This is a genomic window from Arthrobacter sp. B055-34, assembly GCF_059090425.1.
This window is the reverse complement of the sequence record NZ_JBNHFQ010000003.1, coordinates 119,950-144,468: the sequence shown is the minus strand read 5'-3', so window position 1 is coordinate 144,468 and position 24,519 is coordinate 119,950. Positions and strand designations below refer to the sequence as shown.

Below are 24,519 nucleotides of genomic sequence, written 5' to 3'. Positions count from 1 at the left end.
ATGAAAAAACTACTCGCGCTGATCAACAGCCTGGCATTGGCACTCATCCTTGCCGGTTGCGGGGGAAATGCGGAATCCTCCGAGGGGGCATCAGACGACGTTGAAGTCGCCGTCATCACCGGTTCCTATGGGACTCCGGCAGCCAAGTACGCCATTGATGCTTTCAAAGAGCTCGGCACAGGCAAGGGATGGAATGTCACCGTTGCTGACACGGACTTCGACTTCAACCAAGTCAACTCTCTGATGCAGGATGCGTCCCTGCGCAAGGTGGACGCAATTGTCCTGGGATTCCCTACTCCTGAGCAGATCACCGTAGGCCTCCGCGCGGCCAATGACGCGGACGTGCCCGTTTACGTGATCGATGGCGGAACAGCGCCGATGGAAGGAGTTGCACTGAACGTCACAAGCGACTCTGTGCAGCTGGGCGAAATCAGTGCTCAGGCACTGCTGGACGCCATGGGCGGACCCGGCAAGGTACTGGTCATTGGCCATGATCCGCATCCGGGCATCCGGCTGCGGACTCAAGAAGCCATTTCCTATCTGGAGAAGGCCGGTGCCGAAATCGTAGACATCAAGCAGGTAAAAGAACCGGCCTCATCCCAGGGTGAAGCACTAAACTTCACCACAGATTTCCTACAGGCCAATGCGGATGATCTCGACGGCGTATGGGTTGGCTGGGACGCAGCAGCAATGGGCGTGGTGCAGGCGCTCAACTCTACTAAGCGAACGGAGATCCCCGTTACAGGCATTGATGCCACCGAGCAGGCAGTGGCGGAAATCGGCAAGGACGGGCCTTTTGTGGCTACCGTCTTCCAAGACTGGGATGCCATCGTCGGACGCATGGCAGAAGTCATGGAGGCAGATTTCAACGGCACTGACCCTGTCACTAACTACGAAGAAATGCCGGGAATCCTCGTGAACCAGGACAACCTGGACAGCTTCAACTCCTGACTTCCTCACTCCTTTCGAAAGGCAACGATCAAAATGCGCAATAACAGATTCCTGTCGGCCGCGGCTACGGCTGCAGTCACCCTCCTGGCCGTCACCGCTTGCGGCGGAGGCGCCGACGCGTCGGCGGAACCTGAAGGCAACGGGGCCCCGGTAGTGGCCGTCTTCACCGCCTCCTATGCCACACCCGCCGTCAAGACTGGCGTGGACATGTTCGAGGATCAGGCCACTGAGAAGGGCTGGCAGGTATCCGTTTCAGATAGCGCCAATGACTACAACAAGCTCAATGCCCAGATGCAGGATGCCATTTCCCGGGACGTGGACGCCATTGTCATGGGATATACCTCGCAGGAAAAGACCAGTCTGGGAGTTTCAGCTGCCAATGATGCCAACATCCCGGTCTTTGCCATCGACGCCGGTATCGAACCGTACGAGCCCTATGCACTCAACGTGACCAGTGACAATACACAGCTCGCGACCGCGAGTGCCCAGGCGATCATCGACGCCAATCCCGACGGCGGGGATGTTCTGATTGTTGGGTGGGACTCTCATCCAGGCATCCGCCTTCGCACCGACGTGGCTACCGAGCTATTCGAGAAAAACGGCTTCAATGTTGCCGCCAATCACCAGATCCAGTCACCCGGGGCTGCCCAGGAGGAAGCACTGTCCTTCGTGCAGGACTACCTCCAGTCACATCCAGGCGAAGCAGCGCCGGTTGGTGTTTGGGCCGGATTCGATGCTGCCGGTTTCGGAGCGGTCCAGGCAGCCGAGGCCGCCGGTGCCGAAGGTATTGCCGTGGCCAGCATGAATGGCGATGATTTCGCCATTGCCGAGATCGCCAAGGGTGGTCCGTTCCTTGCCACTGTGCTGCAGGACTGGCCCACCATTATCGGCGATGTGGTCAGCGCGATGGACACCTACTTCATTGACGGCACCCTTCCCGAAAACAACCACATTGAAATCGAGGGAACCCCGATCACCAAGGGCAACGCCAGTGAGTTCTGACATCCAGGGAGCGGTGCTGACCGCCCCGGGCTCCTTGGAATTGAAGGCGTTGCCTGAACCGGGAGAGCCCGGACCTGGGCAGGTCCTGCTCAGTCCGGAGGCCGTAGGAATCTGCGGTTCGGACCTGCATTATTTCGACGGGGACATAGGTGCTCTGACCGGTGAGAGCGACTGGTTTCCTCGAGTGCTCGGCCACGAATTCGCGGCCATTGTCGTGGCGATCGGCGACGGAGTGGATCCGGACCGGATCATTCCGGGAAACCGCGTAGTGGTCTGGCCGCTGGAGACCTGCGGCAGCTGTTACGCCTGCGACCACGGAAGGGAAAACGCCTGCTACGACATGCGAATTATCGGTGTCCACCGGGACGGAGGCATCAGCCAGCGGCTTCTCGTCCAGCAAAGGGCTGTGTTCCCGATCGCCGATACGGAACCGGAAATCGCTGCCTTCACTGAACCGCTCTCCGTGGCCGTACATGCACTGGCCCGCGTCAACATCGGTGAAGATCAATCCGCCAATGGAACCCGGGTAGCGGTACTGGGCGGTGGGCCGATCGGGCAGGCTGTTTCTCTGGCCGCAACAGTCTGGGGTGCGGACACCGCCGTCGTCGATCTCAAAGCAGACCGCAGAGCGATGGCAGAGCGTCTCGGGGCAAAGCTGACGTTGGGCGCCAGTCAGCGTGCTGTGCCAGTGGAGCTGCGGAAGTGGAGCGGAGGCTATGGGCCAGATGTTGTCATTGATACCACGGGGGTTCCTTCGGTCTTGTCGCAGGCAGTCGACATTGTCGCGCGCGGCGGGGACGTCGTCGTCGTTGGTCTGACCGGAGGAACCGCGCCGTTTTCGCCGGGCGTGCTGCCGGAGAAGGAGGTTTCCATCCATGGGGCTAGCTGCGCGGCCCCGAAGGATTTTGCTGCTGCAGTCCGGTTGGTTGAATCCAACAACGACGCCGTTGCCGCCTTGATCTCCCATGTCCTCCCCTTGGATAGGGTCAAGGACGCGTTCGGGGTGGCGCATGAGGCAGCTGAGGGAACAATGAAGGTAGTCGTCAGAATTCCGTGAACCAGTTGCAATTGCACTACGTCGAAAGGACACTTTTCAGATGGTTTCTTCCATTGCACTTCCCCGCATTATGCGCATCGGCGGCGGAGCTATCGGCGAGCTCGGCAGCGTTCTAGCAGGTTTGGGCCTGTCCAGGCCACTGCTTGTCACGGATAAGTTCTTGGCCAGCACCGGTGCAGCTGGCCGGTTGCTGGCCAACCTCAGGGATGCAGGGCTGGAGGGTGAGGTGTTTTCCGAAACTGTTCCGGACCCGACCAGCGATTCGCTGATTGGAGGACTGGAAGCGGTTGCCGCCCACCGGGCCGATTGCCTCGTCGGCTTCGGCGGCGGCAGCCCGATGGATACGGCCAAGGCCCTGGGACTGCTCTCGGCGCAGGGCGGGGAGATGCGCGACTACAAGGCGCCGCGGAACAACGGCGGCCCTGCCCTGCCAGTAATCGCCATCCCGACAACTGCCGGAAGCGGATCCGAAGCCACGCAATTCACGGTCATCACGGACAGCGCGACTGACGAGAAAATGTTGTGCACCGGCCTGGCTTTCCTTCCCGTGGCCACGATTGTCGACTATGAGCTGACCGTCTCGATGCCTCCGAGGCTGACCGCAGATACCGGGGTGGATGCACTCACCCACGCCGTCGAGGCGTATGTCAGCAGGAAGGCGAACGTTTTCTCAGATGGCTTGGCTCTGACCGCTATCGGCACCATCGGTCGGAATATCCGTCAGGCGTACGCGGACGGTGATGACCGGGAAGCGCGTGAAGCCATGATGTTTGCGGCAACGCAGGCTGGCATCGCTTTTTCGAATTCCAGTGTGGCCTTGGTGCATGGCATGAGTAGGCCGATTGGGGCGCATTTCCACGTGGCCCACGGCCTGTCCAATGCCATGCTGTTCCCAGCAGTCACTGCCTTTTCGGTGCATGCCGCCGCCGGCAGATACGCAGAATGCGCCCGTGCCTTCGGAGCCGCCGGCCAAGGGGATTCAGACGCACTGGCCGCTGACAAGTTCGTCGAAGCCCTTGCTGTCCTCTGCAAGGACCTGGATGTTCCTACCCCACAGAGCTATGGCATTGACCAAGAGAAGTGGAATGAACTGAGCCCGCTGATGGCACAGCAGGCGCTCGCTTCCGGGTCGCCGGGAAACAATCCCGTCGTCCCCACAGCAAACGAGATCGAGGATTTGTACGCCCAGATTTACAGCTGAGAACGATACGGAAGCTTGGTCTTGACCGTTACCCCGCGGGCTGGGCGCCGGCGTCCGGAAGGCGGACGGTGAACTCCGTCTTCCCTTCGCTGCTGCTGACGTCGATGCGGCCGCCGTGGGACTTCACGATGGCATCCACGATGGACAGGCCCAGGCCGTGGGTGCCGCTGCGGTCAGAGCGGGCGGTGTCTGCCCGGGTGAAGCGGGAGAAGATCTTGTCGATGAAGTCCGAGGGGATGCCGGGGCCGTCGTCGGCCACGGTCAGGACGGCGGCGCCGGGCTCGGCCGCCAGCGAGGTGACCACGGTGGTTCCGGGACCGGTATGTTTGTGCGCGTTGGTCAGCAGGTTGATGAGGACCTGGCGCAGCTGGCCGGGGTTGGCCCGCACTGTCACGGGGTCGTCGGGCAGCTGCAGGACCCAGCGGTGTTCGGGCGCGGCGGCGCGGATGTCGCTGACGGACTCGACCACCAGCTGGGTCAGGTCGACGTCGTGCTGTTCCGCCCGGTGTCCTTCCTCCATCCGCGCCAGCAGCAGCAGGTCCTCCACGAGTGCCGTCATGCGTTTGGACTCGGACTCCACCCGCGAGATGGAGGAGCGGCCTTCTTCGCTGAGGTTCTCGGTCAGCCGGATCATTTCGGAGTAGCCGCGGATGGCGGTCAACGGAGTGCGCAGCTCGTGACTGGCGTCGGCGACAAACTGGCGCAGCTTGGTCTCGCTTCGATGGCGGGCGCTGAACGCGCCGGCAACGTTGTCCAGCATCAGGTTGAAGGCGTGGCCCAGCCGTCCAACTTCGGTGGCCGGGACCGCGATCCCGGCGGGCACGCGTTCGGCCATGGCGACTTCCCCTTCACCTAGCGGCAGCCGGGAGACGCGGGTGGCCACGCCGGAGAGTTCCTCCAGCGGGCGCAGCGTCCGGCGGATAATCAGCGTGCCCAGCAGCGCCGCCGCGGCCAGACCTGCCGCGGAGACCACCGTCATGGTCCGGGTCAGGGAGGCGAGGGTTTCCTCCTTGGCGATTAGCGGCAGGCCGGTAACGATGGTGTACTCGCGGTCCGGGTTGTACGTCGCCACCAGCCGGTAGTCGCCCACCGAGAGCGCGCGGTCAACCGGCGGAACGTCCAGGGCCAGGTCGTCGAGGATCTGTTCATCCGCCTCGGTCAGGTCCTGCCTCTCGCCGTCAGGGGTGAAGATGCCGGCGCCCCGGACACCGCGGTCACCGATGCGGGCATTCAGCGTTCCCGCCCGGGTGCCTGGGCCAGCCAGCGCATCCGCAAGATTCGCCGAATCCTGGGCGCCGTCGTCGTTCTCTTCGTCTTCATCATGATGGTCTTCATCGTCCGAGTCCTGGCGGAACTCTTCCTGCGACCGGTTGGCCCGGGCGGAGGCCTGCGCCAGTTGCTCGTCCAGCTGTCCGGTCAGGAACGAGGTCATCGCGGCGTGCGCGGAGAGGCCGACGGCGAGGCAGATCGCAGCAAGCAGCGCCAGCGTGATCAGGACCAGTCTTGTGCGCAGCTGCCAGTTCCGGAACGGGCGCCAGCCGCCGCTGTGCCGGTGGCCGGACGCAGGCACAGACGGCGGGCGGGAAGGCCGCTTGTCGCTCTGCATGGGCTTCTCTTTCAATCTGATCGCCGCACTGATGGGATGTAGTAACTGTAGTGGTTATTGTTGTCTCAGTATCCGCGCAACTTGATACCAGGGGAGTAATCATGGCCGCACAGGATCCCACCGAACTGGTCAGCGGGCTGCCCAAACTGAGACACCCGGACGGCAGCCCGGTCCGGGCGCTGGTGGTCGACGACGAGCCGCAGCTTTCGGATCTGGTGCGGATGGGACTGCGGATGGCCGGCTGGGCCGTGCACGTTGCCCACGACGGCCCGTCGGCCGTGAAGGTTGCCCGCGATGTCCGCCCGGATGTGCTGGTGCTGGACGTGATGATGCCCGGGTTCGATGGCGTGGAGGCGCTGGTGAAGATCCGGGCTTTTTCGCCCAACGTGCCGGCCCTGTTCCTGACCGCCAAGGATGCCGTGGCGGACCGGATCACCGGCCTGGCCGCGGGCGGGGACGACTACGTGACCAAGCCGTTCAGCATGGAGGAACTCATGCTGCGCCTGCACCGGCTGGTCCAGCGCTCCGGTGTGGCGGCAGCGGCGGCGGCGGAGCTGGTGGCGGGGGACCTGGTCCTGAACCTCGATACCCGCGAGGTCACCCGCGCCGGGACGGACATCCAGCTCACGGCGACGGAGTTCGATCTGCTGCATTACCTGATGGACAACGTGCGCACGGTGGTCAGCAAGAGCCAGATTCTGGACCACGTGTGGAACTACGATTTCGGCGGCCAGAACAACATTGTGGAGCTGTACATTTCCTACCTGCGCAAGAAGATCGACGCCGGCCGCTCGCCGATGATCCACACGGTCCGCGGCGTAGGTTACGTCCTCAAGCCCGCTGTTTGAGAACTGGACTGAGGGAAGCAATTCGGCCGGTCCGGCGATGCGCACCGGACCGGCAGGGCTGCCGGTCCAAAGGGGGGGTTCAGACCGGCATGACTGATGGCTACAGCGGTTGGGTGATGAATGCGAGGAGCTCCGGAATGACCGGCTGGATTTTCGTCACCCAGAAATAGATGCCGCAGGCGATCAGGCCTAGGGCCAAAATGGTCCACGTGAACCACGATGATGACCAGAAATGCCAGCGGTTCCCCGCTCCGGGTGAGCCCGTGGTCCCCGGGGATTCCGTGGTCCTGCTGGTCGTGCTGGTCCCGCTCGTCGTGGCCATGGCCCGTGCGTCGGGCTGCCGATGTTTGCTTGTCATGTGTTAACGGTGGAACCAGGGCATAAGCGGGTGCTATGGCGAACCTGTGAACGGGCTGTGCCTCCGACGTCGCCACCCACTGGGCAGCAGATGCCCTTCCCGGGCATGAAAAGGGCATCTGCTGCTCAGTCGATGGCAGGGATTGAGGAGGCGCGGGAAATCAGGTCTTGACGCTGATGGTGCCCGCTGCGCCGTCGACCGTGATGGTGTCTCCGGTGGCGATGCGGGTGGTGGCATCGGGGACGCCGACGACGGCGGGGATGCCGTACTCGCGTGCGACGACGGCGCCGTGCGAAATGGGCCCGCCCATCTCCATGACGAGGGCGCCGGCGGTCAGGAACAGCGGCGTCCAGCCGGGATCGGTGGACGGGGCGACGAGGATTTCGCCGGGCTCCAGGTGGGCACCGGCCGGGTCCAGGATGACGCGGGCCTTGCCTGTCACCGTGCCGGCCGAGGCTGGCGCTCCGCTGAGGGTTCCGGGCCGAAGTTGCGCTCCCGCCGTCGTTGTTGCGGCAGCGCGGCCCATGGCGGCCTCGACGTCCGTGCCGTCGGAGAGCAGGAGCCGGGGGATACGGCGGCGGCGCAGCTCGCGGTTGTAGGTGCGGCGGCGTTCGGCGGCGAGTTCGTGCAGGTCCGCGCCGCGCAGGCCCACGCGGGCTTCGGCGAGGTCCAGGAAGAAGATGTCGCCGGGGCTGGCGATCCGGCCCTCATCGGCGAGGACCGTTCCGACCTGCCGGAGCTGGGCGCGGAGTGCGGCGAGGGCCACGATGAGGCCGAACTTCGGGTACTCGCGCCGGCCCGCGGTGGCCCTGACCCGGCGCAGGCCGTAGGCCACGAGCCTGCCGCGGAGCCGGCCTCTGGCCCGCGCGCGCTGGGCCAGCTCGGCGGCCTTGGCTTCGGCGGTTGCGGCGGCGCGGGCGAACTGCCGGTCCGGTGCCTGGTCCGGATCGCTCAGGCGCAGGTAGTTGGCGAGCACGTTGATGATGTGGGCTGGCTCCTCGGACCAACGCGGGATGCCGATATCGATCTCCGCCACCGCACGGTGGCCGTACTTCTCCAGGAACGCGGCCAGCTCGTGCTGGGCGGTCGCGGGAAGCGAGCCTTGGGCATAGCGCCGGGCGAGCTCCTGCGGATCCACGTCAGTGAGGGCGCGGGCTGCCTCGGCGTCGTCGCGGATGATGGTGGCGGCGTGCCACAGCTCCAGGTCCATCTGCGTGGTCACGTTGTCGGGCAGTCCGCGCAGGACCGCCTGCAGGTCACCGGGCTGCACCAGCGGACCCAGCAGCCAGCGCACGATGCCCAGCCAGATGTAGCCGGCGGCCGGCGGCGGCAGCTGCTTGAGCAGGCCCGGCGTGATCATCCCGCCGAGCATGCGTTCGACGAAGTCCAGCCGCCGGGCGGGCGTGGCCGGCTCGGGCAGCACCAGCATCCGGTGGAATTCCTGCTCGGCCCGCCTGCTGCGTTCCAGCGCCGCGGCCGGCCGGAGCAGGCCGTTGAGTACCTGGGGGATCATCGCCAGTTGCGGCATGGATTTGAGCGAGCCTTTCAGCGATCCTCGCAGCGACCCCTTGAGCGCGCCCAGTTTTGGCCTGCTGATGATGGGGAACCGTGGATCCTCCATCAGGTACCGCAGCGCCCCGACCGAGCGGGCATCGGCGGCCCTCATGGCGGCGGGGATGATGCGCCGTCCGGTCTTGCTGCGCAGCACCGGCGTCACATCGACGAAGAGCCGCAGCCCGGCCTGGCTGTAGCTGAAGGGGACCGGCGCGCCGTAACTCCCGCTGGCCGGCCGGTAGGCGTCGGCAAGCACCTGGAACGCGGACAGCCCCATCGGCGTCAGCGGCCGGGTGAGTCCCTGCAGCAGGCTCGCGCACAGGTAGGCGCGGGTGCCGCCGTCGCTATTTTGGCTGCCGTCAGCGCTGCCGCCGCTGCCGCTCGCGTCGGTGGTGTCCGCCGGCGCGGGCAGCGGGTACAGGGTGGTGATGGGGCGCGACTGCACCAGTTGGATTGCACCGTCAGGCCCGATGGCCCACTCCAGATCCTGCGGTTCGCCAAAGTGTTCCTCCGCGCGGGTCCCGAGTGCGGCCAGCGCGCGGACTTGTTCGTCGGCTAAACATGCCTCGCCGCTGCCGGCGGGGCTGCCGCCCAGCGTCTGCTCGAGGATCCGTCCGCTGGCGGTGTCCACCACGAACTGGTCCGGATTTACGGCCCCGCTGACCACCGCCTCGCCCAGCCCGGATGCAGCATCGATCACTGCCTCATGGCGCCGCCCGGTGAGCGGGTTGGCCGTGAACAGCACGCCGGAAACCTCGGCGTCCACCATCGTCTGGACAACGACGGCGATGCTCACCGAACGCTGGTCGATGCCGCTATCGCTGCGGTAGGCAACGGCCCGTTCCGTCCAGAGCGAGGCCCAGCACCGGCGGACCGCATCCAGCAGCGCGTCCTCGCCGGCCACATTGAGGTAGGTGTCCTGCTGGCCGGCGAAACTGGCCTCCGGCAGGTCTTCGGCGGTGGCGGAGGAGCGCACCGCCACCGCCAGCCGCCCGTCGCCGTCGTTGTTCGCGAGCTCCGTGTAGGCAGCGCGGACGGCGTCGGCGATGTCCTCCGGCATGGGCGCAGCCTCCAATACGGCGCGCGCACGTTCCGCCAGCCCGGCCAGCGCGGCGGCGCCTTCGGCGGAAGTGTCCCGGTTCCCGCCGGCACCAATACCCGCACGGGCACCTTCATCGGCAGTGGCGCCGGACCTGCCCGCTCCCGCCTCCAGCTCAGCCAGGATCGCATCCAGGCCGGCTTCCGCCGCGACCCGCTGGTACGCCGTCGTCGTAATACAGAATCCGTCCGGCACCGGCAGGCCTGCGTTGATGAGCACGCCGAGGTTCGCCGCCTTGCCGCCCACCCAGGCGAGCATCCCGCCGTCGAGCTTCGCCAGCGGGAGGACGGTTCCGGGCCGGTCCAGCAGGTGCCGTGCCGCGCTGTTCATCATCGGGCTCCTTTGAATCAGGTCATCTAAATCAGGTCGTCCATCAGCCGGGCGAGGATGTCGTTCATGGCCAGCAGGCCGATCAGCTTGTTGCCCTCCACCACCACCATCCGGTTGAGGTGGTAGCGGCTCATCAGCGCCGCGGCCTGGTGCACGGAGAGGTCCTCGCCCACGGTGATCACCGGTTTCGACGCGGCGTCGTACACGTTGAGCAGGTCCACATCTCCCTCCTCGGCGACCACGGTACGCAGCAGTTCGCTGTAGGTCAGCAGCCCCCAGGAATCATGCGGGTGCTGGCGGTCTACCACCAGGCTTTTTACCCGGCGGGTTTTCATCACCGACAGTGCCTCGCGCAGGGTGCTGAAAGGGGAGATGGTGACGATGTTGCGCACCATGACGTCCTTGACGGTCAGCATGTGGTTCCTCCTGTGATCTCGGGTCCTCTAATATCAGGTGTCTTCATGGCGCATGTGCTCCTCGAATTTGGCCACTTGGCGCAGGTCGATCCCGGTCAGGTGCTCGATGGGAATGCTGAAGGCGAGGCCGCGGGAGTTGCCGTCGTTGACCAGGATGGTGTGCAGTTCCTTCAGGATCGACGTGGACAGGTGCGAGCCCACTACCATCAGCAGCACGGACTGCGATCCCTCGAACGTCAGCCCGAAAAACGTCCGCTTGGACTCGCCGCCGATGCCTTTGCCCGGCAGGATGGTCACACCCGTGGCGCCGGCACGCTGGGCATGTTCGATGACCCGGTCCTCGAGATGGTCCGGGGCGATCACGACGACGGCGGTGAATTTCATGACGTTTCCTTCCGCAGGGTGGGAATTCTTTCCAGGAGCATGGCGTAGAGCAGGACGGAGATGATCGGAAAAATGGAGGCGAAGGCGATCAGCCCGAAGCCGTCCATCAGCGCATCGCGGCCCTCCAGCGCGGTTGCCAGCCCGATGCCCAGGGCGGTCACGAGCGGGACGGTGACTTCCGACGTCGTGACTCCGCCGAGGTCGAAGGCGAGGGCGACAATGTATTTGGGCGCCAGGAAAACCAGGACAACGACGACGCCGTAGGACACCATAACGTAGTAGTGGAACGGCCCGCCGACAAGGATGCGGTAGACGCCCAGCGTGATGCCGGCCGCCACCCCGACGGCGACCACGACTCGGATGATGAAGCCGTTGAGCCTGCCGCGCGAGGCGTCCTGGGCCTGGCTGCCGATCGCCACCAGCGCCGGTTCGGCCATGGTGGTGGCGAAGCCGATCAGCAGGGCGAAGAGCAGGATGAGTACGGGCACGTCGCGTGCGATCAGTTGCTCGGCCATCTGCGTGCCGATGGGGAAGAGCCCGATTTTGAGTCCGACGACGAAGGCATACAGACCTACCAGGACCATGACGAAGCCCACCAGGACCCGCACCGGGTGGGCGATCTTGTGCTTGAGCACCAGGTAGTGGAAGAACAGGACCACCAGCACGATCGGCAGCACATCGCGCACCGTCTCGGCCAGCCCGAGGGCGAAGTCCGCCGCCCAATGGCCGGCCCCTGCCCCGGGCGCGGCGGCAACGGCTCCGGTATTGCCGAAAGTGTAGACCCAGACCCCGTACAGCTGCACGCCGATAATCGGCACCATCACACACAGTGCCACCAGGCCGAAGCCGTCTGCGAGCACGCTGCGCCCCCTGATCGAGTTGGCCAGACCCAAGCCGATGGCGGCGATCATCGGTACGGTCACGATGTTGGTGGTGACGCCGCCGGAATCGTAGGCGAGGCCGACAACCTCCTGCGGCGCGATGAAGGTGATCGCCAGGGCCAGCGCATAGCCGCCGATCAGCAGCCGGTGCACCGGCCAGCCGCGCAGGATGCGCAGCAACCCCAGGACCAGGACGAAACCCACGGACACCGCGACGACCACGCGCAGCGTCAGCCCGTTGATCCTGCCATCGCTGACAATCTCAGCTTGTTCCGCGACGGCGATCAGCGCGGGTTCGGCGACGGCGGCGGCAAACCCGATGGCGAAGCCGAAGGCCAGCAGCGGTCCCAGCGCACCCCGGCGGGTGAACTGGTTGGCGATGTTCTTGCCCACCGGAAAGACACTGAGGTCCAGGCCCTGCAGGAACATCGCGATGCCCACGCCCACAATCAGCAGCCCAACCACCAGCTGCAGGGGATCCTCGGGCAGCCCGCGGAAGACCACCAGCTGGAACACCGCGACCACCACCACAATAGGCAGGAGGTTCCTCATCGCCTTCAGGAATTCGCGGGCGAAGCCGGTGAGGTGTTCCATCTCGTTTGGGGGACTTGCCTACGTAGCCTGCGCGTCCTGCCCGGTGTCCGCCCACAGCACGTCCAGGTTGCGGAAGACGGGCGGCCCGTCGCACAGGGCGGCGAACTTCGCGGCGAATTCGGAAGTCTCCGGACGGGCCGAATTTTCCATGGCCGACTCATACGAGTCGAACTCCACAATGGTGTAGTAGTTGCCGGGCCGGTCCCGGTCCGCGGTGACCTTTACCCCGCGGAAGGAGGCAGGCGTGCTTCCTTCCGACCTCGACGGCGTCCCTAGTTTTTCAATCTCCTCGATGCGCGAGGTCTTGAACTCGATGATCTGCACAAACCCGGCCATGGCTGTTCCTTGTTAGCGGTGGATGCTGATGCGCATCACGCTAGACCCCGCGGGGGAGCGGCGCAATAGTTGATGTCCCGGGCCACCAGGTGGCTGACCGCCCGGGACAGATCCCCCAACAGCCACAGATCGAGCGAACGGTCCCGATCAATGGTTGCCGGTTAGGAGTGGGGTCCTTTCCGGCTCCTTACATGATCGGGGCAGCACCCCTCGCTGACGCTCAAGGAAAGCTCAAGTTTTGTGCAAGAAACCGAAATCCGCCAACTGTACGATGCTCCAGCGCCCTACTTGCTGCCGCTCGCCCGGGCTGAACCGCACGGATGCGTCCGCCGCCAACTCGTCCAGCACCCCGCCGTGGCCTGCGTCCCCGGCGTCCGTCTCCGCGGCCGCGGCGCCCTTGCCCTCCGCCGGGGCACCTTTCCGCTCCGCCGGCGGCATGTACGTGTGCACCAGCTCCCAGTTGCCCTCGAGCAGCTCGTGGTTATCCAGCGCCTCGGCCAACTGCGCCGCCAGCAAACCCTCGGCGCCACGGTAGACGAAAACGGGAGGCGGGGCGCCGCCGTCGTTGTTGGGGGTTTCTGCTGCCGCGAAATACTCACCCTGAATGCTCATGCGAGCAGTGTAAGCACACAAATTACGACGGCGACAGGCCCTCCCGCGCTTCCGGTTCCATCTCCTGCCGGGTGCCATCTCCTGCGGGGTGTCAGCCCTTGCCGAGGAAGCGCAGCAGGGCCTCGTTGACCTCGGCCGCGTGCGTCCAGAGCAGGCCGTGCGGCGCGCCCTCGATTTCGACGAACTCGGCGCTGGGCAACGCCTTGGCGAACTCGCGTCCGGTAGCGTCGATGGGCAGGATGTTGTCCGCCGTGCCATGCACGATCAGCGCGGGCACATCGATCTTGGGGATGTCCGCGCGGAAGTCGGTCAGCCACGTCGGCTGGGCGGCCACCGAGGCGACGGCGCCGGAGCGGGCGGCGATGTTCCAGCTGGCGTTAACGTGCTCCTGGCTCAGGCGCTCGGTGCCCAGGAACGTGTCGGAGTTGTAGAAGTTCTTGAAGAACTCGGTGAAGAACGCATACCTATCCGCCGTCACCGCCTGGCCCAGCCCGTCGAACACCTCCTGCGGGACGCCGGTGGGATTGTCCTCGGTCTGCAGCAGGAACGGCTCGAGCGACCCGAGGAACGCGGCCTTGCTGACCCGCTTGGAGCCGTACGTGCCCAGGTAGCGGCCCACTTCGCCGGTGCCCATGGAGAAACCCACCAGCACCACGTCGGTTAGGTCCAGGGTCCCCAGTACCGTGTTCAGGTCCGCGGCGAAGGTGTCGTAGTCGTAGCCGGTGGTCGGCTTGCTGGACTGGCCGAAGCCACGGCGGTCGTAGGTGATGACGCGGTAGCCGGCCGTCAGCAGCGCGGCCGTCTGCTTCTCCCAGGACGAGCCGTCCAGCGGGTAGCCGTGGATGAGGACAACGGGTTGGCCGGCGCCATGGTCCTCGTAGTGCAATTCGATTTTGGTGCTGTTCTCGGTTCCAACCTTGATGTAACCCATGGCAGACGTCCCTTCGACAGATGGCAACTCGGGGGTTCCCCCGCACTGCCACCCAGCTTAGGCCCCGCGCGGCGGGAGGGTCACGGCCGCGACCTCCTGTACCCGAGGACGGTCGTGGTCCCCATTTTCGACGACGCCGGTCTGCCACCAGAACTTCAGTCCGTCCGGGGTGTCTTCGAGGCCGGCCAGGTTGTTGTCGAACCACGGCCCCTTGATCGTTTCCCAGCTGAACGGCGGATCCGGCACCTTCGCCGACCTTGCCATCAGGGCGCCCACCGGACCGGCGACGCCGTAGGACATGATGGCGGTGAACGAGCGGATCAGCCGGGGCAGGGGATTGCGGATCGGCGAGCAGACCGCCTGCACGATCCGGCTGCCGACGGGCCGCTGGACCTCGGCGACATAGGAGAAGTGCACGTCGCCGGACAGGAACGTAATGGTTTCCGGGGCCGGTCCGCGCTCGCCGTCGGCCACCTCCAGCACCATGGCAGCCACCTCCTGGAAGCTCTTCTGGAACGCGCCCCAGTGTTCCAGATCGATGGCCTGGCGCAGTTTCTCCCCGAGCTTCGCCGCAGGCTTGCCCCAGACCCCTTCGGAGAGCGCCTCGTTCCAGGACTCGAGATGGTGCAGCCCGGTGGGCAGCAGGAACGGCAGCGAGGTTGCCACCAGCACATGCCGGAAGCCGCCCTGCAGCCGGCCGTCCAGCCACGCCATTTCCTTGCCGTCCAGCAGCGAACGGTGTTCGGGCTCCAGCACGCGTGCGGCGCGGGAGTCCAGCACAATCAGCCGCACGCCGCCGATATCGCGCGAGAAACTCCACCGGTAGCTCTCCGGATAATGGTCCGCCTTCTCCGCAAAGGCATCCAGCGCCTCGCTCAGATCGAGTTCCTCCTCGCCCTGATGCTCGGCAACCAGCCGCCAGACGACGTCGTCGGCCCTTTGCTGCGGGGAAAGATTGCCCAGGTGCTGGTAGACCCAGTAGGAGGCCAGCCCGGACACAATCCTCCCGTGCCACCAGGAAGTCTGCTGCATCTGCTGCTTCCAGGTCTGCGAGGCGTTCCAGTCGTCGCGGATGTCATGGTCGTCGAAAATCATGGCGCTCGGCAGGGTCGAGAGCAGCCACCGGTTTGCCGCATCCGACCAAGCGAGAGAGTAAAGGTGCGCGTACTCCTCGTAATCCTTGAGCTCCTCGCCGGGAGGTTCGCTTATGTCGCGGCGGGCGCGGATGAACTCCTGCATCTCGTCGCTGGTGGAATCCGCATACACCTGGTCGCCCAGGAACATGATCAGATCCGGCCAGGACACGTCGCCGCCCTTGGCCATTTCGAAGGCGTAGGCGCGCATTGCGTCCACGCCGTGGGTGCGGTTGCCGTTCTTATCGTGCGGGACGCTGGTGCGGCAGGTGCCGAATTCCAGCCGCACCGGTTTGTCCGGCTTGAGCGTCGCAATACACGACGGCGGGAATTCGGCTCCCGCTGCCGGCCAGACTTCCTCGCCGTCGATCTCCACTGTGTAGGGAGTGACGCTGCCGGGCTCCAGACCGGCTACTTCCACCAGTGCGTAGTGGTGGCCGTGCACGGCGAAAGTCCGGGCGTTCCACGATCGGCCTCCCGCCCTGACAACAACCCGCGCGGCGTCGCGCGTTTCCACCCAGATACTCGCGGTCGTCTGGTCCACGTACCGCATCATCGGGCCAAGCACGAGGGGCGATGTCGTCATGAATCAGTTCTACCTGCCCAAGCGGCCCGCGGCTACAAAATCGGCCACCCCAAAATCGACCGCCCCGGCATTCATGCCTCAAAGGCCAAGGCGTCAGGAGTCCTCGCCTAACTCCCCACGGGCTTCCTGTTCGTCGATAAGTCCCTCGGACAGGAGCCAGGTGACGGCGTGGTGGCGCATGCGCCTTTCGTGGAAGGCGTACCAGCCTTCCTGGACCTTGGGGTAGCCGTACAGCGCGTCCTTGAAGTGGCGGAACGGACGCTTCCTTTCGATGGCGCGGAACAGGGCGGCCCGCACCTTCTCGTCCTCGAGCGTGGAGATGAAGTCCTCCATATCCCGATAGCCTCGGTGCGAGTCGGCCATTTCCACAGCCACGAAGCCGCGTTCTTCCAGTTCCTCCGGCGAGAGGCCCTCGTCCACCATGTCGCCGGTCAACTCCAGCTCGCCGGTGTCCGGATCCAGCCACCACTGCATCTCATAACTGGCGTTCTCCATCGCCGTGGTCAGCATGTCCAGGTCAATGTCCTTCAGACTGAGCATTCCCTGCCTCCCTTGAGTCGCGGCCGAAAGCGTGGGCACCAGCGTACTGCCGCCAGTTCCTACCGGTAGATTTCCCGCCGGTGGCCGATCTCGCATGTTTTGGTCACTCAAGTCCGAGGTCTGCTTTGACTTCTTCCCAGGGGATGGAACCGCCCTCGGCGCGGGCTTCGCGTGCGGCTTTGAGATTCTCGGCATCTTCCAGCGCTTCCAACGCGCGCTCAGCGAGCTCGGCATTCATGAGGACTACGGCCTCTCGTCCGTGCCGGGTAATCGACACCGGCTCCCGTGTCGCCTTGTCTATTGTTTCGCTCCAATGCTGGCGAGCAAAAGCGGCGGAAATAGAATCGCCCACGGTCAAGGCTCAGCGCTCCAGCTTGAACTCGTTGGCCAGGGCAATGCGGCGGCCGCTGATCTGCGAGGGCGTGATTTCCACAAAAGTGGACTTGACCGACGCTGTCCACGGACGCAGGGACAGTTGCTCCGCCGTCGTTATTTCTGCTTTGGTGGTGAGCTCATGGACGGTGCCCTTGACCACCACGCTCCAGACCGAGTGGAGGGAGCGGCCGTCCGCCTCCAGCGCCACCTTGTTATTGATGGCCATCGAAACCAGTTTGGTGCCCTGCATGGTGCGGATCAGGATCCGGCGGTCGTGGGCCAGGAAGTTGACCGGGTACAGCTCCGGCTTGTCCGCCACGCTGACGGCAAGCCGGCCCAGCATCGTGCCGATCAGCAGGTCCCAGCATTCATCCTCGGTCAGCTCGATGACGGGATTGTCCGGGTCCGGGATGGCAGGGAGGCTGGCGGGTGGCTCGTTGCCGGTCCGGACATCCTCCGCATGGAGGGTGGGTGGCGGGCCGTTGCGGTGCAGGGGCATGGGGTATTTCCTTTTGGCAGGCCAAGCTGGCTCAGTCATTGTTTTCAGGTCCGACGGCGATGCGCCGCCCCGTGAGTTCCGATGGTTCCAGTTCCAAAAACATCACCCTGCGCGTGAGGGTCCACGGCTTGAGTTGTCGGCGCTCGATTGCCGCAATCTCATCCGGACCGGTCAGTTCACGGAGCATGCCCTTGGCCATCACGCTCCAGACGGTTGAACCGCTGCGCCCGTCCGCCTCCAGCACTACATGGTGCCGGGCCCGGCGGACGATGTCCCTGACGTGTTCGGAGCCGTGGAGCAGAATGCTCTTCTCCGCCGCCCAGAAGTTGACCGGAATGACATCCGGTTCATTGCGGTGGCTGACCGCCAGCCTGCCCAGCGTCGTGCCCGCGAGAAGTTCCCAACATTCGTCCGAGCCCAACCGGAGAGTCGGCTTGCCGGCGTCGGGCATCCGCAGATCATCACTCATGGCGCCACTTTGCCATGAACCGGCTGTGCTGGATAGGGGAGCCGAGGATTCCTCAAGAGTAACCCCAATAATGGCCACGCCGCCCGTTCCCGGAACGGCTTTTGCAAACGTCAGGAGTTGGTCTGGTCATTGGCGACCGGATGCCGCAAAGCCTTCAGTTCGTCACGTTCCAGCAGATGGGACACGAGTACGCCGATCGCCAACGCCCAGAAGGCCGGCCCAAGGCCCAGCAGCGAGATGTCGGACAACGCCACTGCAAAGGCAAAGAGCGGCCCCAGCTTCAACGGGCAAGTCGCTGCGCGGCTCGGTGCGATATGTCAACGATTTCCGCTGTCGCAAGTGGCTGTCGTGGCGCCGAGGATGAACAACTGAAGGCCAGTTCCCAACGGTTCGGAAACCCTTCCTGAACACTCGATCAACTCTTGCCAAAGTAGGGCCTTTGCTGCGAATTCCAGCAGCAGGCCGAGCCTACTTTTGGATGTGATTACTCCTGCACCCCACAAACGCCATGTCCTTGCTGTTGCCGCAACCATCACCGCGGTCGCTGTTGTTCTACCCATTGCCGTCTCGGAAAGCGCAAATGCCGAAACAACTCCGCAAAAGCCTGTGGCTGCGCAGCTTGACCTGGGTGCAGCAGAGCTACCTGAACACCGGACCGCAACCGAACTGGCATCCGGAGTCACTCTGACCTCCATAGACCGCGGCAGCAGCAATGCAGACCTCTTTTGGACTGTCGAGGTAAAAATTCCGTCCGGAACAGACGGGATCGCCGATGCAGCTGTGGCGCCTCAAGGCGCGGCTCGGCAGGTGGTCGCCGGGCTTGCAGCCCGGGGAATCGACGCCCGATTGGAGCATGTAGTGGCAGCCGAACTTGATGATTCCGGCGGTGATCTGGGCTACCGGGTGCGGGTGGGCGAGTTCGCCAGCCGGGGCGAGGGAGCAGGTTCCGTGGCCAAGATCCGTGCCGCGGGTTACTCATCTTCCGTTTGGTACAGCGGCTGGGACGGGGATTCGGCGGGCGGCGACCAACAGCGCGGACCGTGGAATATCGATGTACTCACCATCGACCCAAAGAAGTTTGACGGCGGGCTGGCCGCTTCATTCGGCCCTGATCTCGAACGCCGCGAGACTACCAGTGAGCTGGCTTCGGCCGCCGGTGCTCTCGCAGCGGTCAACGCAGGGTTCTTCGTTTTTAATGCGCAGCATGGGGCCGAGGGCGATCCTGCAGGTGCCGGCGCCTATTCGGGGCAGGTACTGAGCGAAGCGGTAGGTGACCGTCCCGCTTTGGTCATCGACGGCAGGAAGGCGACTGCCGACGTCGAACGTCTGGGCTGGAGCGGGACGGTCAAGGCCGGGTCGGACCGGCTCGCGCTGGACGGCATCAACCGGGTGCCTGGGCTGATTCGCAACTGCGGCGGCACGGCCGACGATCTGCCCTCCGCCGCGCCTTTGCACGATGCCACTTGTACAGATGCCGATGAACTGGTCGCGTTCACGCCGGAATTCGGTGGGGCGACGCCCGCTGGTCCGGGAATCGAAGTGGTGCTCGATGCCGCGGGAAGAGTGCTCTCCGTCAATGACAGGCGGGGCGCGGCGATCCCCGCCGGAGGGCATACCGTGCAGGCCACTGGCGCCGAAGCCGATCGCCTGGCAGCTATCGCCGCACCGGGCCGGAAGCTGAAAATCAGTTCGGAGTTCACGGCGGAAGATGGCAAAAACCTGCATCTGGGCAAGGACGCCCATGTTGTCAGCGGCGGGCCCTACCTTATGCAGAACGGCGAGATCGCAGTAACGGCTGCACGAGACGGTCTGGTCCATGCAGACAATCCAGGCATGTTTTACGGGTGGGTCCACCAGCGCAACCCGCGCACTATCGCAGGGATCGATGCCGAGGGCCGGCTGATCCTGGTCACGGCGGACGGACGGCAGACCTCTTCGTTGGGACTGAGTATTCATGAAGCTGCCACGGTCGCCAAGTCCTTGGGCATGGTGGAGGCGATCAATCTGGATGGCGGCGGTTCCACCACCATGGTCGCCGGGGGAGAAGTGGTCAACGTGCCATCGAATACTGGCGCCACCGAACGCGGCGTCGGCGATGCCCTGCTGGTGCTGCCGGAGAAGGCCGGCTGACGGAAGCCGGCCGGTGGGAGCCCGCTGAGCACAAACTGTCAGACCCGGTAGCTAATGTTCAGAGCGTCTTATTAAGCACTCAATACCGGGGGAAACCATGGGAATCGAAACCAACTCGCCGTCCGTCCAGCCGATGCCGGCAGCACCGCCGCCAGCCGGGCCGCAGCAGCACAAGGACGCAGGAAAAGGCCTGGCCATCACCGCGCTGGCCATCGCGATCGTCTCGCTGCTGCTCTGCTGGATTCCGATCGTGAACAACGTGGTGTTCTTCCTCGGCGTCATCGCGCTTGGTTTCGCCATTCCGGCTGCCATCATCTCGTTCAAGCGCCGGTCCAAGGCCAAAGGGATGTCCATTGCCGCCTTGATCATCGCGGTGCTGTCGCTGGTGGGCGTCATCGCAACGCAGGCGTTCTACGTCTCCATGATCGACAGCGTCGCCGAGGCCGTTGAGGAGGGCGCGGACGGCGTAGTCCCGGTGACCGAAGCAGAACAGGAAGCAGCCGCCGAGGTTCCCGCCCTGGCTCTGGGTACGTCCTCTCCGGTGGGCAATGAGTACAACGTGACCGTCAACTCCGTGAACCTGGACGCGACGGCGGACATCCTGGCCATGAACGAATTCAACGGGGACGCTTCCGGGCAGTACGTACTGGTGGACGTGACCGCCGAGTACACGGGCAGTGGAGAGGGCGACCCGTGGATCGACCTGTCCGTGAACTTCGTCGGCAGCGATGCGCGGCAGTACGACTCATCCACCTGCATGGCGTCCCTCGAAAAGGCCGCCCTGGACGTGCCCACACTGGAGAATGGCGGCACCGCCGACTTCCAGTTGTGCATGGACGTTCCGGCCGACGCGGTTGAAAGCGGCAAGCTCTTCGTCGAGCCGATGATCTCCTTTGACAATGACTCACGGATCTACTGGGCCGTTCAGTAACTGCTAGCGAAGACCGGGAACAACGACGTCGGCCGCTCACCCGAGAAAGGTGTGCGGCCGCCGTCGTCCTTCAATTAGATTGGACGGATGAACGCAAAGCCCATAGTTACCGTCCTGGCAGGAGACAGGCCCGTCATCGGACTGGAGAAGCTGCAGGAGCACGCGGAGTTCAGGATCACGGACATCGAGGGCCTGGGAGCCGCATTGTCCGGGGCGGACGTGCTGTACCTGTGGGACTTTTTCGCCGAGGGGCTGCAGGATGTGTGGCCGAACGCGGACGCGCTGAAGTGGATCCATGTGCCGGCGGCCGGTGTGGACAAGCTGCTCTTTCCGGAGCTCATCGAATCGGACGTGTTGGTCACGAACGCCCGCGGTATCTTCGACCGGCCGATGGCGGAATTCGTCCTCGGCGGCATCCTGCATTTTGCCAAGGGATTCGGACTGGCCGGCGAGCGGCAGCGCCGGCAGCAGTGGAAAAGCTGGCCGACAACGGAGGTTGCAGGGGCGCGGGTGCTGGTAGTTGGCACCGGAAGCATCGGCCGTTGTACCGCCAGGCTCCTGCGCGCCGTCGGAATGGACGTCGATGGCATGGGCCGTACCGCCCGGACCGCGGATCGCGACTTCGGGATGGTGCACGCCGGCGCAGACTTTGCCAAGGTCGCCGGCGGCTATGACTACGTGGTGCTTGCCGCACCGCTGACATCGGCGACAGAGCGCATGGTCAGCCGAGCGGTCCTGGAATCGATGAAGTCCTCTGCCGTGCTGGTCAACGTGGGCCGGGGCAGACTGGTGGACCAGGACGCGTTGGTCCAGGCTCTGCAGGCTGGGCGGTTGGGCGGCGCCGTGCTCGATGTCTTCGAAACCGAGCCGCTGCCCCAAGACCACGAGTTGTGGCAGCTGGACAACGTGCTCGTTACTCCGCACATGTCCGGTGATTCGCAGAACTGGCTGGACGAACTGGCCGCGCAGTTCGAGAGCAATTTCCATGCCTGGCGGCAGGGGAAACCACTGGCCAATGTGGTGGACAAGCGGCTCGGCTTCGTCCCGTGGGACCGTTAGCCAGGGGTCACGTCTGCCTCAATGGTGTCCGTCATCTGAGTCGTCTTGTTCATCATCCCACTGGTCCCAAGACTCGTCTCGTTGGTCCTCCCACTGGTCCCAGGACTCGTCCTGTTGGTCCTCCCAGCGATCCTGGTCTTCGTCATCCCAGCCGTCCCGGCCGTCGTCGTTGTCCCGCTGTTCCTGGTCCTCATTGCCCTCGGAGTTCCGCCAATCTTCCCCCTGATCGGAGAAGGTTTCCTCAGGGGCCGGAAGTTCCGGCGTTTGGGCCACGTCCGGCTGGGCGGTTTCCGCGGCCAGCAGCTTCAGATCGTTGCGGACTTCGACCAACGCCTTCGCAGCTTCCTGCTGCATTTCCGCGGCGATATGCCCACTCGCGGCCGCCTTGTCCAAGTCGTTCTCCAGCAGGTCAACTTCGTCCAAGGCGGTGGAAAGGTTCTGTTCTAATGCCAGCTGCCTGATGGTGCTGGCCCGTTCCTGCAGTGTGTCGAGAACCTTTGCGGCTACATCCTCCTGCTGGGCGCAACCTGCCAGCACCGCTGCGGTGACTACGCCGGCCAAGAGCCTTCGGGTGAGGACTGTCGGCCGGTTCATGGTGTAAGGCTTTCTTCGAGCTGCTGCAGGTGCTCGTCCAGCTCCGCAGGCACTGCCGGAGCGGGCGTTTGCACGGGTTCGGACCTCCCTGACGTGGCGATCACGGCACCGAAGATCAGCGCCGCAACCATGAGGAGCAGGACCGCTGCCGCGAGAGCGAGTTGCAACTTGGGTGGCTTTCGTCGGCCGCGGGCCCGGGCGGCCGCGGACCCAGACTGCGCTGGTCGATCGAGCCCATCGACCGGAGCCGGTTGCCGGGGAGGCCTCTCCGGCAGATTCCGCCAGGGCAAGCCTTGGGTGGCGTTGGTCATTTGGCTCGTCTTCAGGACGGGCAGGGCAATGTGTGCTGTCGGCGGTTCTGGGCCGAGCCGGGCAGGGGCCGAAGGCATGGCAGCGGCAACGGCACCTGAACCCGCTCTGGCAGCGGCGGCGGGTGCCTCGCTGCCGGAAATCGTGCGGAGGGCCTGTGCGGCCTCGACCGCAACAGGCCGATGCCGGGGGTCCCTGGCTGTCATGGCTTCAAGAAGTTCGGCCAGATCCGGGCCGAGATTCTCCGGTATTCTTGGTCGGCGCGCCAGCCTGGCTCGTGCCGATGCCAGGGGCGGGCCGGGGTACTCCAATTCGCCCGTGAGGCACTGCAGCAGCACCAGGCCAAGAGAGTAGACGTCCGACGGAGCTCCAACCGCTGCGCCGGTCACCTGTTCGGGACTGAGATAGCCGGCGGTGCCCAAAGTGGTCCCGGAGGAGGCTAGCAGCGTTCCGTTGATCATTCTGGCAATGCCGAAATCGGCGAGCTTGGGGTGGGGAGCTTCATCGTCAAAGTAGCGGGCCATTACGATATTGCCCGGCTTCACATCCCGGTGGACGATGTTGCGCCGGTGGATGTAGTGGAGGGCGGAAGCCAATTCGGCGCCGAGCCGGACCGTTTCCAGCCGATCCAGCCTGCCGGCATCGAGGTAGCGTCCGAGGTCGACCCCCGGGATGAGCTCCATAACGAGCCAGGACACGGTCCCGCCGTCTAAAGGGGAGCTGCCGGCATCGTAGAGGGTGACCAGGCCCGGGTGGTTCAGCCGTGCCAGCGTCGCGATTTCCTCCTGGTGCCAACGGAGCCGCTCCGGGTCAACGGGGTCCGGACGGTAAACCTTGAGTGCCACCTCGCGGCCAAGGACTTCGTCCCCGGCACGGTAAACCGTACCCATGCCGCCCAGCCCGATGACCGGACCCACCCGGTAACGGCCGCCCAGGAGACTGTCCGAGATACCCGGAACCAGGTGGTCCGTCATCAGATTCCCCGTCGTGTCCGGCGGGGTTCTGGTGGCAAAGACGCCGTCTTTAGCTGTCATAGCCGTCCGCTCCCTGCAGCCAGAAATGCCCTCTGGCCTTGCTCGCGTATTTCCCCATGCGGGGCTATGAGTAGGACCTTAGGCGGTCAACCTATGAAGAAGCTGTGACGCTCCTTTGTTCCTTTTCAGGCCTTGGTTGCCGTGTGACCACGTCCCAGGAGAAGACCGAGGCCGAGCATGGCGATACCGAGGACAAAGTGCAGCCAGTTATCGGCCATGTTGAGCGGAACGAAGTTGGCCGGGGACTCGTGCCCGATGACCAGCCCGTAGATCCACAGCACCAGGTAGATGGCTCCGCCCCAGATGAGGTAGCTCCGGGAACCGGTCCAGCTGCGCGACAGCGCCAAACCGACGACGCCGAAGAGCAGGTGCACAATGTTATGCAGGATGGAGACCTGGAACAGTCCCAGCAGCATGGCACCGGACTGGTGCCCGGCGAAACTGAGCTGATCGACCCCGCTGGTAATGCCCGGAACGAAGCCCAGGATCCCGACTAGCAGGAAGACCGCGCCGACGGCCAAAGTAACTGTCTGAACGCTGGTCCGCCTGCCACCACGGATGCTGGTTTGATCTGACGTAGTCATGATGCTCTTCCTCTCTGATGGACTTGCTTCCCGGCGGCCACGTAGTTGTGTGGTCTCGCCTGTCCGGTATTCGGAGCGGACGCGCGGGTGGTTTGGACGTTCTGTGAAGATCCGGC

The 24,519-nt window shown here is 64.7% G+C and carries 26 protein-coding genes; 8 read left to right on the top strand and 18 right to left on the bottom strand.

Annotated elements, in window-relative coordinates; all coding sequences use genetic code 11:
* The 4 genes from AC5RWO_RS06610 to AC5RWO_RS06595 are packed head-to-tail and all read left to right on the top strand — an operon-like array spanning window position 1 to window position 4,211.
* Window positions 1-951: a sugar ABC transporter substrate-binding protein gene (locus AC5RWO_RS06610; RefSeq protein ID WP_498730330.1), complete on the top strand. Its 951-nt coding sequence runs from the start codon at window positions 1-3 to the stop codon at window positions 949-951.
* Between the two features lie 33 nt (window positions 952-984).
* The gene (locus tag AC5RWO_RS06605; RefSeq protein WP_498730328.1) at window positions 985-1,953 is read left to right on the top strand and encodes a sugar ABC transporter substrate-binding protein; all 969 of its coding nucleotides are present in this window, start codon (window positions 985-987) and stop codon (window positions 1,951-1,953) included.
* Complete coding sequence (locus AC5RWO_RS06600) at window positions 1,943-3,010, top strand: zinc-dependent alcohol dehydrogenase (RefSeq protein WP_498730326.1); 1,068 nt, start codon at window positions 1,943-1,945, stop codon at window positions 3,008-3,010. Before AC5RWO_RS06605 ends, AC5RWO_RS06600 begins: the two co-directional genes overlap by 11 nt.
* A gap of 40 nt (window positions 3,011-3,050) precedes the next feature.
* Window positions 3,051-4,211 carry an iron-containing alcohol dehydrogenase gene (locus AC5RWO_RS06595; RefSeq protein ID WP_498730324.1) on the top strand — a complete coding sequence of 387 codons (1,161 nt, stop codon included), beginning with the start codon at window positions 3,051-3,053 and terminating at the stop codon, window positions 4,209-4,211.
* A gap of 28 nt (window positions 4,212-4,239) precedes the next feature.
* Here AC5RWO_RS06595 and AC5RWO_RS06590 read toward each other — a convergent pair whose 3' ends face one another.
* A complete protein-coding gene (locus AC5RWO_RS06590; RefSeq protein WP_498730322.1) occupies window positions 4,240-5,817 on the bottom strand; it encodes a sensor histidine kinase in 1,578 nt (525 codons plus the stop codon).
* Between the two features lie 101 nt (window positions 5,818-5,918).
* Between AC5RWO_RS06590 and AC5RWO_RS06585 the strand changes: the two genes are divergently transcribed.
* A complete protein-coding gene (locus AC5RWO_RS06585) occupies window positions 5,919-6,665 on the top strand; it encodes a response regulator transcription factor (protein ID WP_498730320.1) in 747 nt (248 codons plus the stop codon).
* Window positions 6,666-6,765: 100 nt separating this feature from the next.
* On the opposite strand, the gene AC5RWO_RS06580 is transcribed toward AC5RWO_RS06585, so the two are convergent.
* The 14 genes from AC5RWO_RS06580 to AC5RWO_RS06515 form a co-directional block, all read right to left on the bottom strand.
* A complete protein-coding gene (locus AC5RWO_RS06580; protein WP_498730319.1) occupies window positions 6,766-7,023 on the bottom strand; it encodes a hypothetical protein in 258 nt (85 codons plus the stop codon).
* Between the two features lie 160 nt (window positions 7,024-7,183).
* A complete protein-coding gene (locus AC5RWO_RS06575; protein ID WP_498730317.1) occupies window positions 7,184-10,009 on the bottom strand; it encodes a PEP/pyruvate-binding domain-containing protein in 2,826 nt (941 codons plus the stop codon).
* Window positions 10,010-10,032: 23 nt separating this feature from the next.
* Complete coding sequence (locus AC5RWO_RS06570; protein WP_498730315.1) at window positions 10,033-10,422, bottom strand: CBS domain-containing protein; 390 nt, start codon at window positions 10,420-10,422, stop codon at window positions 10,033-10,035.
* Window positions 10,423-10,455: 33 nt separating this feature from the next.
* Window positions 10,456-10,806 (bottom strand): P-II family nitrogen regulator, encoded by a 351-nt coding sequence (locus tag AC5RWO_RS06565; protein WP_074699439.1) that lies wholly within the window; start codon window positions 10,804-10,806, stop codon window positions 10,456-10,458.
* A complete protein-coding gene (locus AC5RWO_RS06560; RefSeq protein ID WP_498730313.1) occupies window positions 10,803-12,281 on the bottom strand; it encodes a DUF1538 domain-containing protein in 1,479 nt (492 codons plus the stop codon). Before AC5RWO_RS06560 ends, AC5RWO_RS06565 begins: the two co-directional genes overlap by 4 nt.
* Before the next feature lie 18 nt (window positions 12,282-12,299).
* Window positions 12,300-12,617, bottom strand: a complete 318-nt coding sequence (locus tag AC5RWO_RS06555; protein WP_498730311.1) for a hypothetical protein — start codon at window positions 12,615-12,617, stop codon at window positions 12,300-12,302.
* A 231-nt stretch (window positions 12,618-12,848) separates the two neighbouring features.
* Window positions 12,849-13,229 (bottom strand): hypothetical protein, encoded by a 381-nt coding sequence (locus AC5RWO_RS06550; protein ID WP_498730309.1) that lies wholly within the window; start codon window positions 13,227-13,229, stop codon window positions 12,849-12,851.
* A gap of 91 nt (window positions 13,230-13,320) precedes the next feature.
* Window positions 13,321-14,160, bottom strand: a complete 840-nt coding sequence (locus AC5RWO_RS06545; protein ID WP_498730307.1) for an alpha/beta fold hydrolase — start codon at window positions 14,158-14,160, stop codon at window positions 13,321-13,323.
* A gap of 57 nt (window positions 14,161-14,217) precedes the next feature.
* Entirely contained in the window at window positions 14,218-15,879 is a 1,662-nt protein-coding gene (locus AC5RWO_RS06540; protein WP_498730305.1) for an alkaline phosphatase D family protein, read from the bottom strand.
* Between the two features lie 93 nt (window positions 15,880-15,972).
* Complete coding sequence (locus AC5RWO_RS06535) at window positions 15,973-16,419, bottom strand: UPF0158 family protein (RefSeq protein WP_498730303.1); 447 nt, start codon at window positions 16,417-16,419, stop codon at window positions 15,973-15,975.
* A gap of 103 nt (window positions 16,420-16,522) precedes the next feature.
* Window positions 16,523-16,771 carry a type II toxin-antitoxin system Phd/YefM family antitoxin gene (locus AC5RWO_RS06530; protein WP_498730902.1) on the bottom strand — a complete coding sequence of 83 codons (249 nt, stop codon included), beginning with the start codon at window positions 16,769-16,771 and terminating at the stop codon, window positions 16,523-16,525.
* Between the two features lie 9 nt (window positions 16,772-16,780).
* Window positions 16,781-17,293, bottom strand: a complete 513-nt coding sequence (locus AC5RWO_RS06525; protein ID WP_498730301.1) for a pyridoxamine 5'-phosphate oxidase family protein — start codon at window positions 17,291-17,293, stop codon at window positions 16,781-16,783.
* A 31-nt stretch (window positions 17,294-17,324) separates the two neighbouring features.
* Window positions 17,325-17,762: a pyridoxamine 5'-phosphate oxidase family protein gene (locus AC5RWO_RS06520; protein ID WP_498730299.1), complete on the bottom strand. Its 438-nt coding sequence runs from the start codon at window positions 17,760-17,762 to the stop codon at window positions 17,325-17,327.
* 110 nt (window positions 17,763-17,872) lie between these two features.
* Entirely contained in the window at window positions 17,873-18,016 is a 144-nt protein-coding gene (locus tag AC5RWO_RS06515; protein WP_498730297.1) for a hypothetical protein, read from the bottom strand.
* 226 nt (window positions 18,017-18,242) lie between these two features.
* Here AC5RWO_RS06515 and AC5RWO_RS06510 point away from each other — a divergent pair, with 226 nt between their 5' ends.
* The 3 genes from AC5RWO_RS06510 to AC5RWO_RS06500 all read left to right on the top strand — a co-directional run bounded on the left by AC5RWO_RS06510 (window position 18,243) and on the right by AC5RWO_RS06500 (window position 21,882).
* Window positions 18,243-19,892 carry a phosphodiester glycosidase family protein gene (locus AC5RWO_RS06510; protein ID WP_498730295.1) on the top strand — a complete coding sequence of 550 codons (1,650 nt, stop codon included), beginning with the start codon at window positions 18,243-18,245 and terminating at the stop codon, window positions 19,890-19,892.
* Window positions 19,893-19,989: 97 nt separating this feature from the next.
* Window positions 19,990-20,823 carry a hypothetical protein gene (locus AC5RWO_RS06505; RefSeq protein ID WP_498730293.1) on the top strand — a complete coding sequence of 278 codons (834 nt, stop codon included), beginning with the start codon at window positions 19,990-19,992 and terminating at the stop codon, window positions 20,821-20,823.
* An 87-nt stretch (window positions 20,824-20,910) separates the two neighbouring features.
* The gene (locus tag AC5RWO_RS06500; protein WP_498730291.1) at window positions 20,911-21,882 is read left to right on the top strand and encodes a D-2-hydroxyacid dehydrogenase; all 972 of its coding nucleotides are present in this window, start codon (window positions 20,911-20,913) and stop codon (window positions 21,880-21,882) included.
* A gap of 18 nt (window positions 21,883-21,900) precedes the next feature.
* Here AC5RWO_RS06500 and AC5RWO_RS06495 read toward each other — a convergent pair whose 3' ends face one another.
* From AC5RWO_RS06495 to AC5RWO_RS06485, 3 genes are all read right to left on the bottom strand, one after another.
* Window positions 21,901-22,476, bottom strand: a complete 576-nt coding sequence (locus tag AC5RWO_RS06495) for a hypothetical protein (RefSeq protein WP_498730289.1) — start codon at window positions 22,474-22,476, stop codon at window positions 21,901-21,903.
* Window positions 22,473-23,819, bottom strand: a complete 1,347-nt coding sequence (locus AC5RWO_RS06490) for a serine/threonine-protein kinase (protein WP_498730287.1) — start codon at window positions 23,817-23,819, stop codon at window positions 22,473-22,475. Before AC5RWO_RS06490 ends, AC5RWO_RS06495 begins: the two co-directional genes overlap by 4 nt.
* A gap of 125 nt (window positions 23,820-23,944) precedes the next feature.
* Window positions 23,945-24,403 carry a DUF4383 domain-containing protein gene (locus AC5RWO_RS06485; protein ID WP_498730286.1) on the bottom strand — a complete coding sequence of 153 codons (459 nt, stop codon included), beginning with the start codon at window positions 24,401-24,403 and terminating at the stop codon, window positions 23,945-23,947.
* Window positions 24,404-24,519 lie beyond the last annotated feature (116 nt).

Coding starts and splice junctions, on each gene's coding strand:
- AC5RWO_RS06610 (WP_498730330.1), top strand. CDS start 1: ATGAAAAAACTACTCGCGCTGATCAACAGCCTGGCATTGGCACTCATC.
- AC5RWO_RS06550 (WP_498730309.1), bottom strand. CDS start 13,229: ATGAGCATTCAGGGTGAGTATTTCGCGGCAGCAGAAACCCCCAACAAC.
- AC5RWO_RS06500 (WP_498730291.1), top strand. CDS start 20,911: ATGAACGCAAAGCCCATAGTTACCGTCCTGGCAGGAGACAGGCCCGTC.
- AC5RWO_RS06580 (WP_498730319.1), bottom strand. CDS start 7,023: ATGACAAGCAAACATCGGCAGCCCGACGCACGGGCCATGGCCACGACG.
- AC5RWO_RS06520 (WP_498730299.1), bottom strand. CDS start 17,762: ATGAGTGATGATCTGCGGATGCCCGACGCCGGCAAGCCGACTCTCCGG.
- AC5RWO_RS06535 (WP_498730303.1), bottom strand. CDS start 16,419: ATGCTCAGTCTGAAGGACATTGACCTGGACATGCTGACCACGGCGATG.
- AC5RWO_RS06595 (WP_498730324.1), top strand. CDS start 3,051: ATGGTTTCTTCCATTGCACTTCCCCGCATTATGCGCATCGGCGGCGGA.
- AC5RWO_RS06565 (WP_074699439.1), bottom strand. CDS start 10,806: ATGAAATTCACCGCCGTCGTCGTGATCGCCCCGGACCATCTCGAGGAC.
- AC5RWO_RS06590 (WP_498730322.1), bottom strand. CDS start 5,817: ATGCAGAGCGACAAGCGGCCTTCCCGCCCGCCGTCTGTGCCTGCGTCC.
- AC5RWO_RS06545 (WP_498730307.1), bottom strand. CDS start 14,160: ATGGGTTACATCAAGGTTGGAACCGAGAACAGCACCAAAATCGAATTG.
- AC5RWO_RS06555 (WP_498730311.1), bottom strand. CDS start 12,617: ATGGCCGGGTTTGTGCAGATCATCGAGTTCAAGACCTCGCGCATCGAG.
- AC5RWO_RS06570 (WP_498730315.1), bottom strand. CDS start 10,422: ATGCTGACCGTCAAGGACGTCATGGTGCGCAACATCGTCACCATCTCC.
- AC5RWO_RS06575 (WP_498730317.1), bottom strand. CDS start 10,009: ATGATGAACAGCGCGGCACGGCACCTGCTGGACCGGCCCGGAACCGTC.
- AC5RWO_RS06605 (WP_498730328.1), top strand. CDS start 985: ATGCGCAATAACAGATTCCTGTCGGCCGCGGCTACGGCTGCAGTCACC.
- AC5RWO_RS06490 (WP_498730287.1), bottom strand. CDS start 23,819: ATGACAGCTAAAGACGGCGTCTTTGCCACCAGAACCCCGCCGGACACG.
- AC5RWO_RS06560 (WP_498730313.1), bottom strand. CDS start 12,281: ATGGAACACCTCACCGGCTTCGCCCGCGAATTCCTGAAGGCGATGAGG.
- AC5RWO_RS06505 (WP_498730293.1), top strand. CDS start 19,990: ATGGGAATCGAAACCAACTCGCCGTCCGTCCAGCCGATGCCGGCAGCA.
- AC5RWO_RS06585 (WP_498730320.1), top strand. CDS start 5,919: ATGGCCGCACAGGATCCCACCGAACTGGTCAGCGGGCTGCCCAAACTG.
- AC5RWO_RS06525 (WP_498730301.1), bottom strand. CDS start 17,293: ATGCCCCTGCACCGCAACGGCCCGCCACCCACCCTCCATGCGGAGGAT.
- AC5RWO_RS06540 (WP_498730305.1), bottom strand. CDS start 15,879: ATGACGACATCGCCCCTCGTGCTTGGCCCGATGATGCGGTACGTGGAC.
- AC5RWO_RS06485 (WP_498730286.1), bottom strand. CDS start 24,403: ATGACTACGTCAGATCAAACCAGCATCCGTGGTGGCAGGCGGACCAGC.
- AC5RWO_RS06495 (WP_498730289.1), bottom strand. CDS start 22,476: ATGAACCGGCCGACAGTCCTCACCCGAAGGCTCTTGGCCGGCGTAGTC.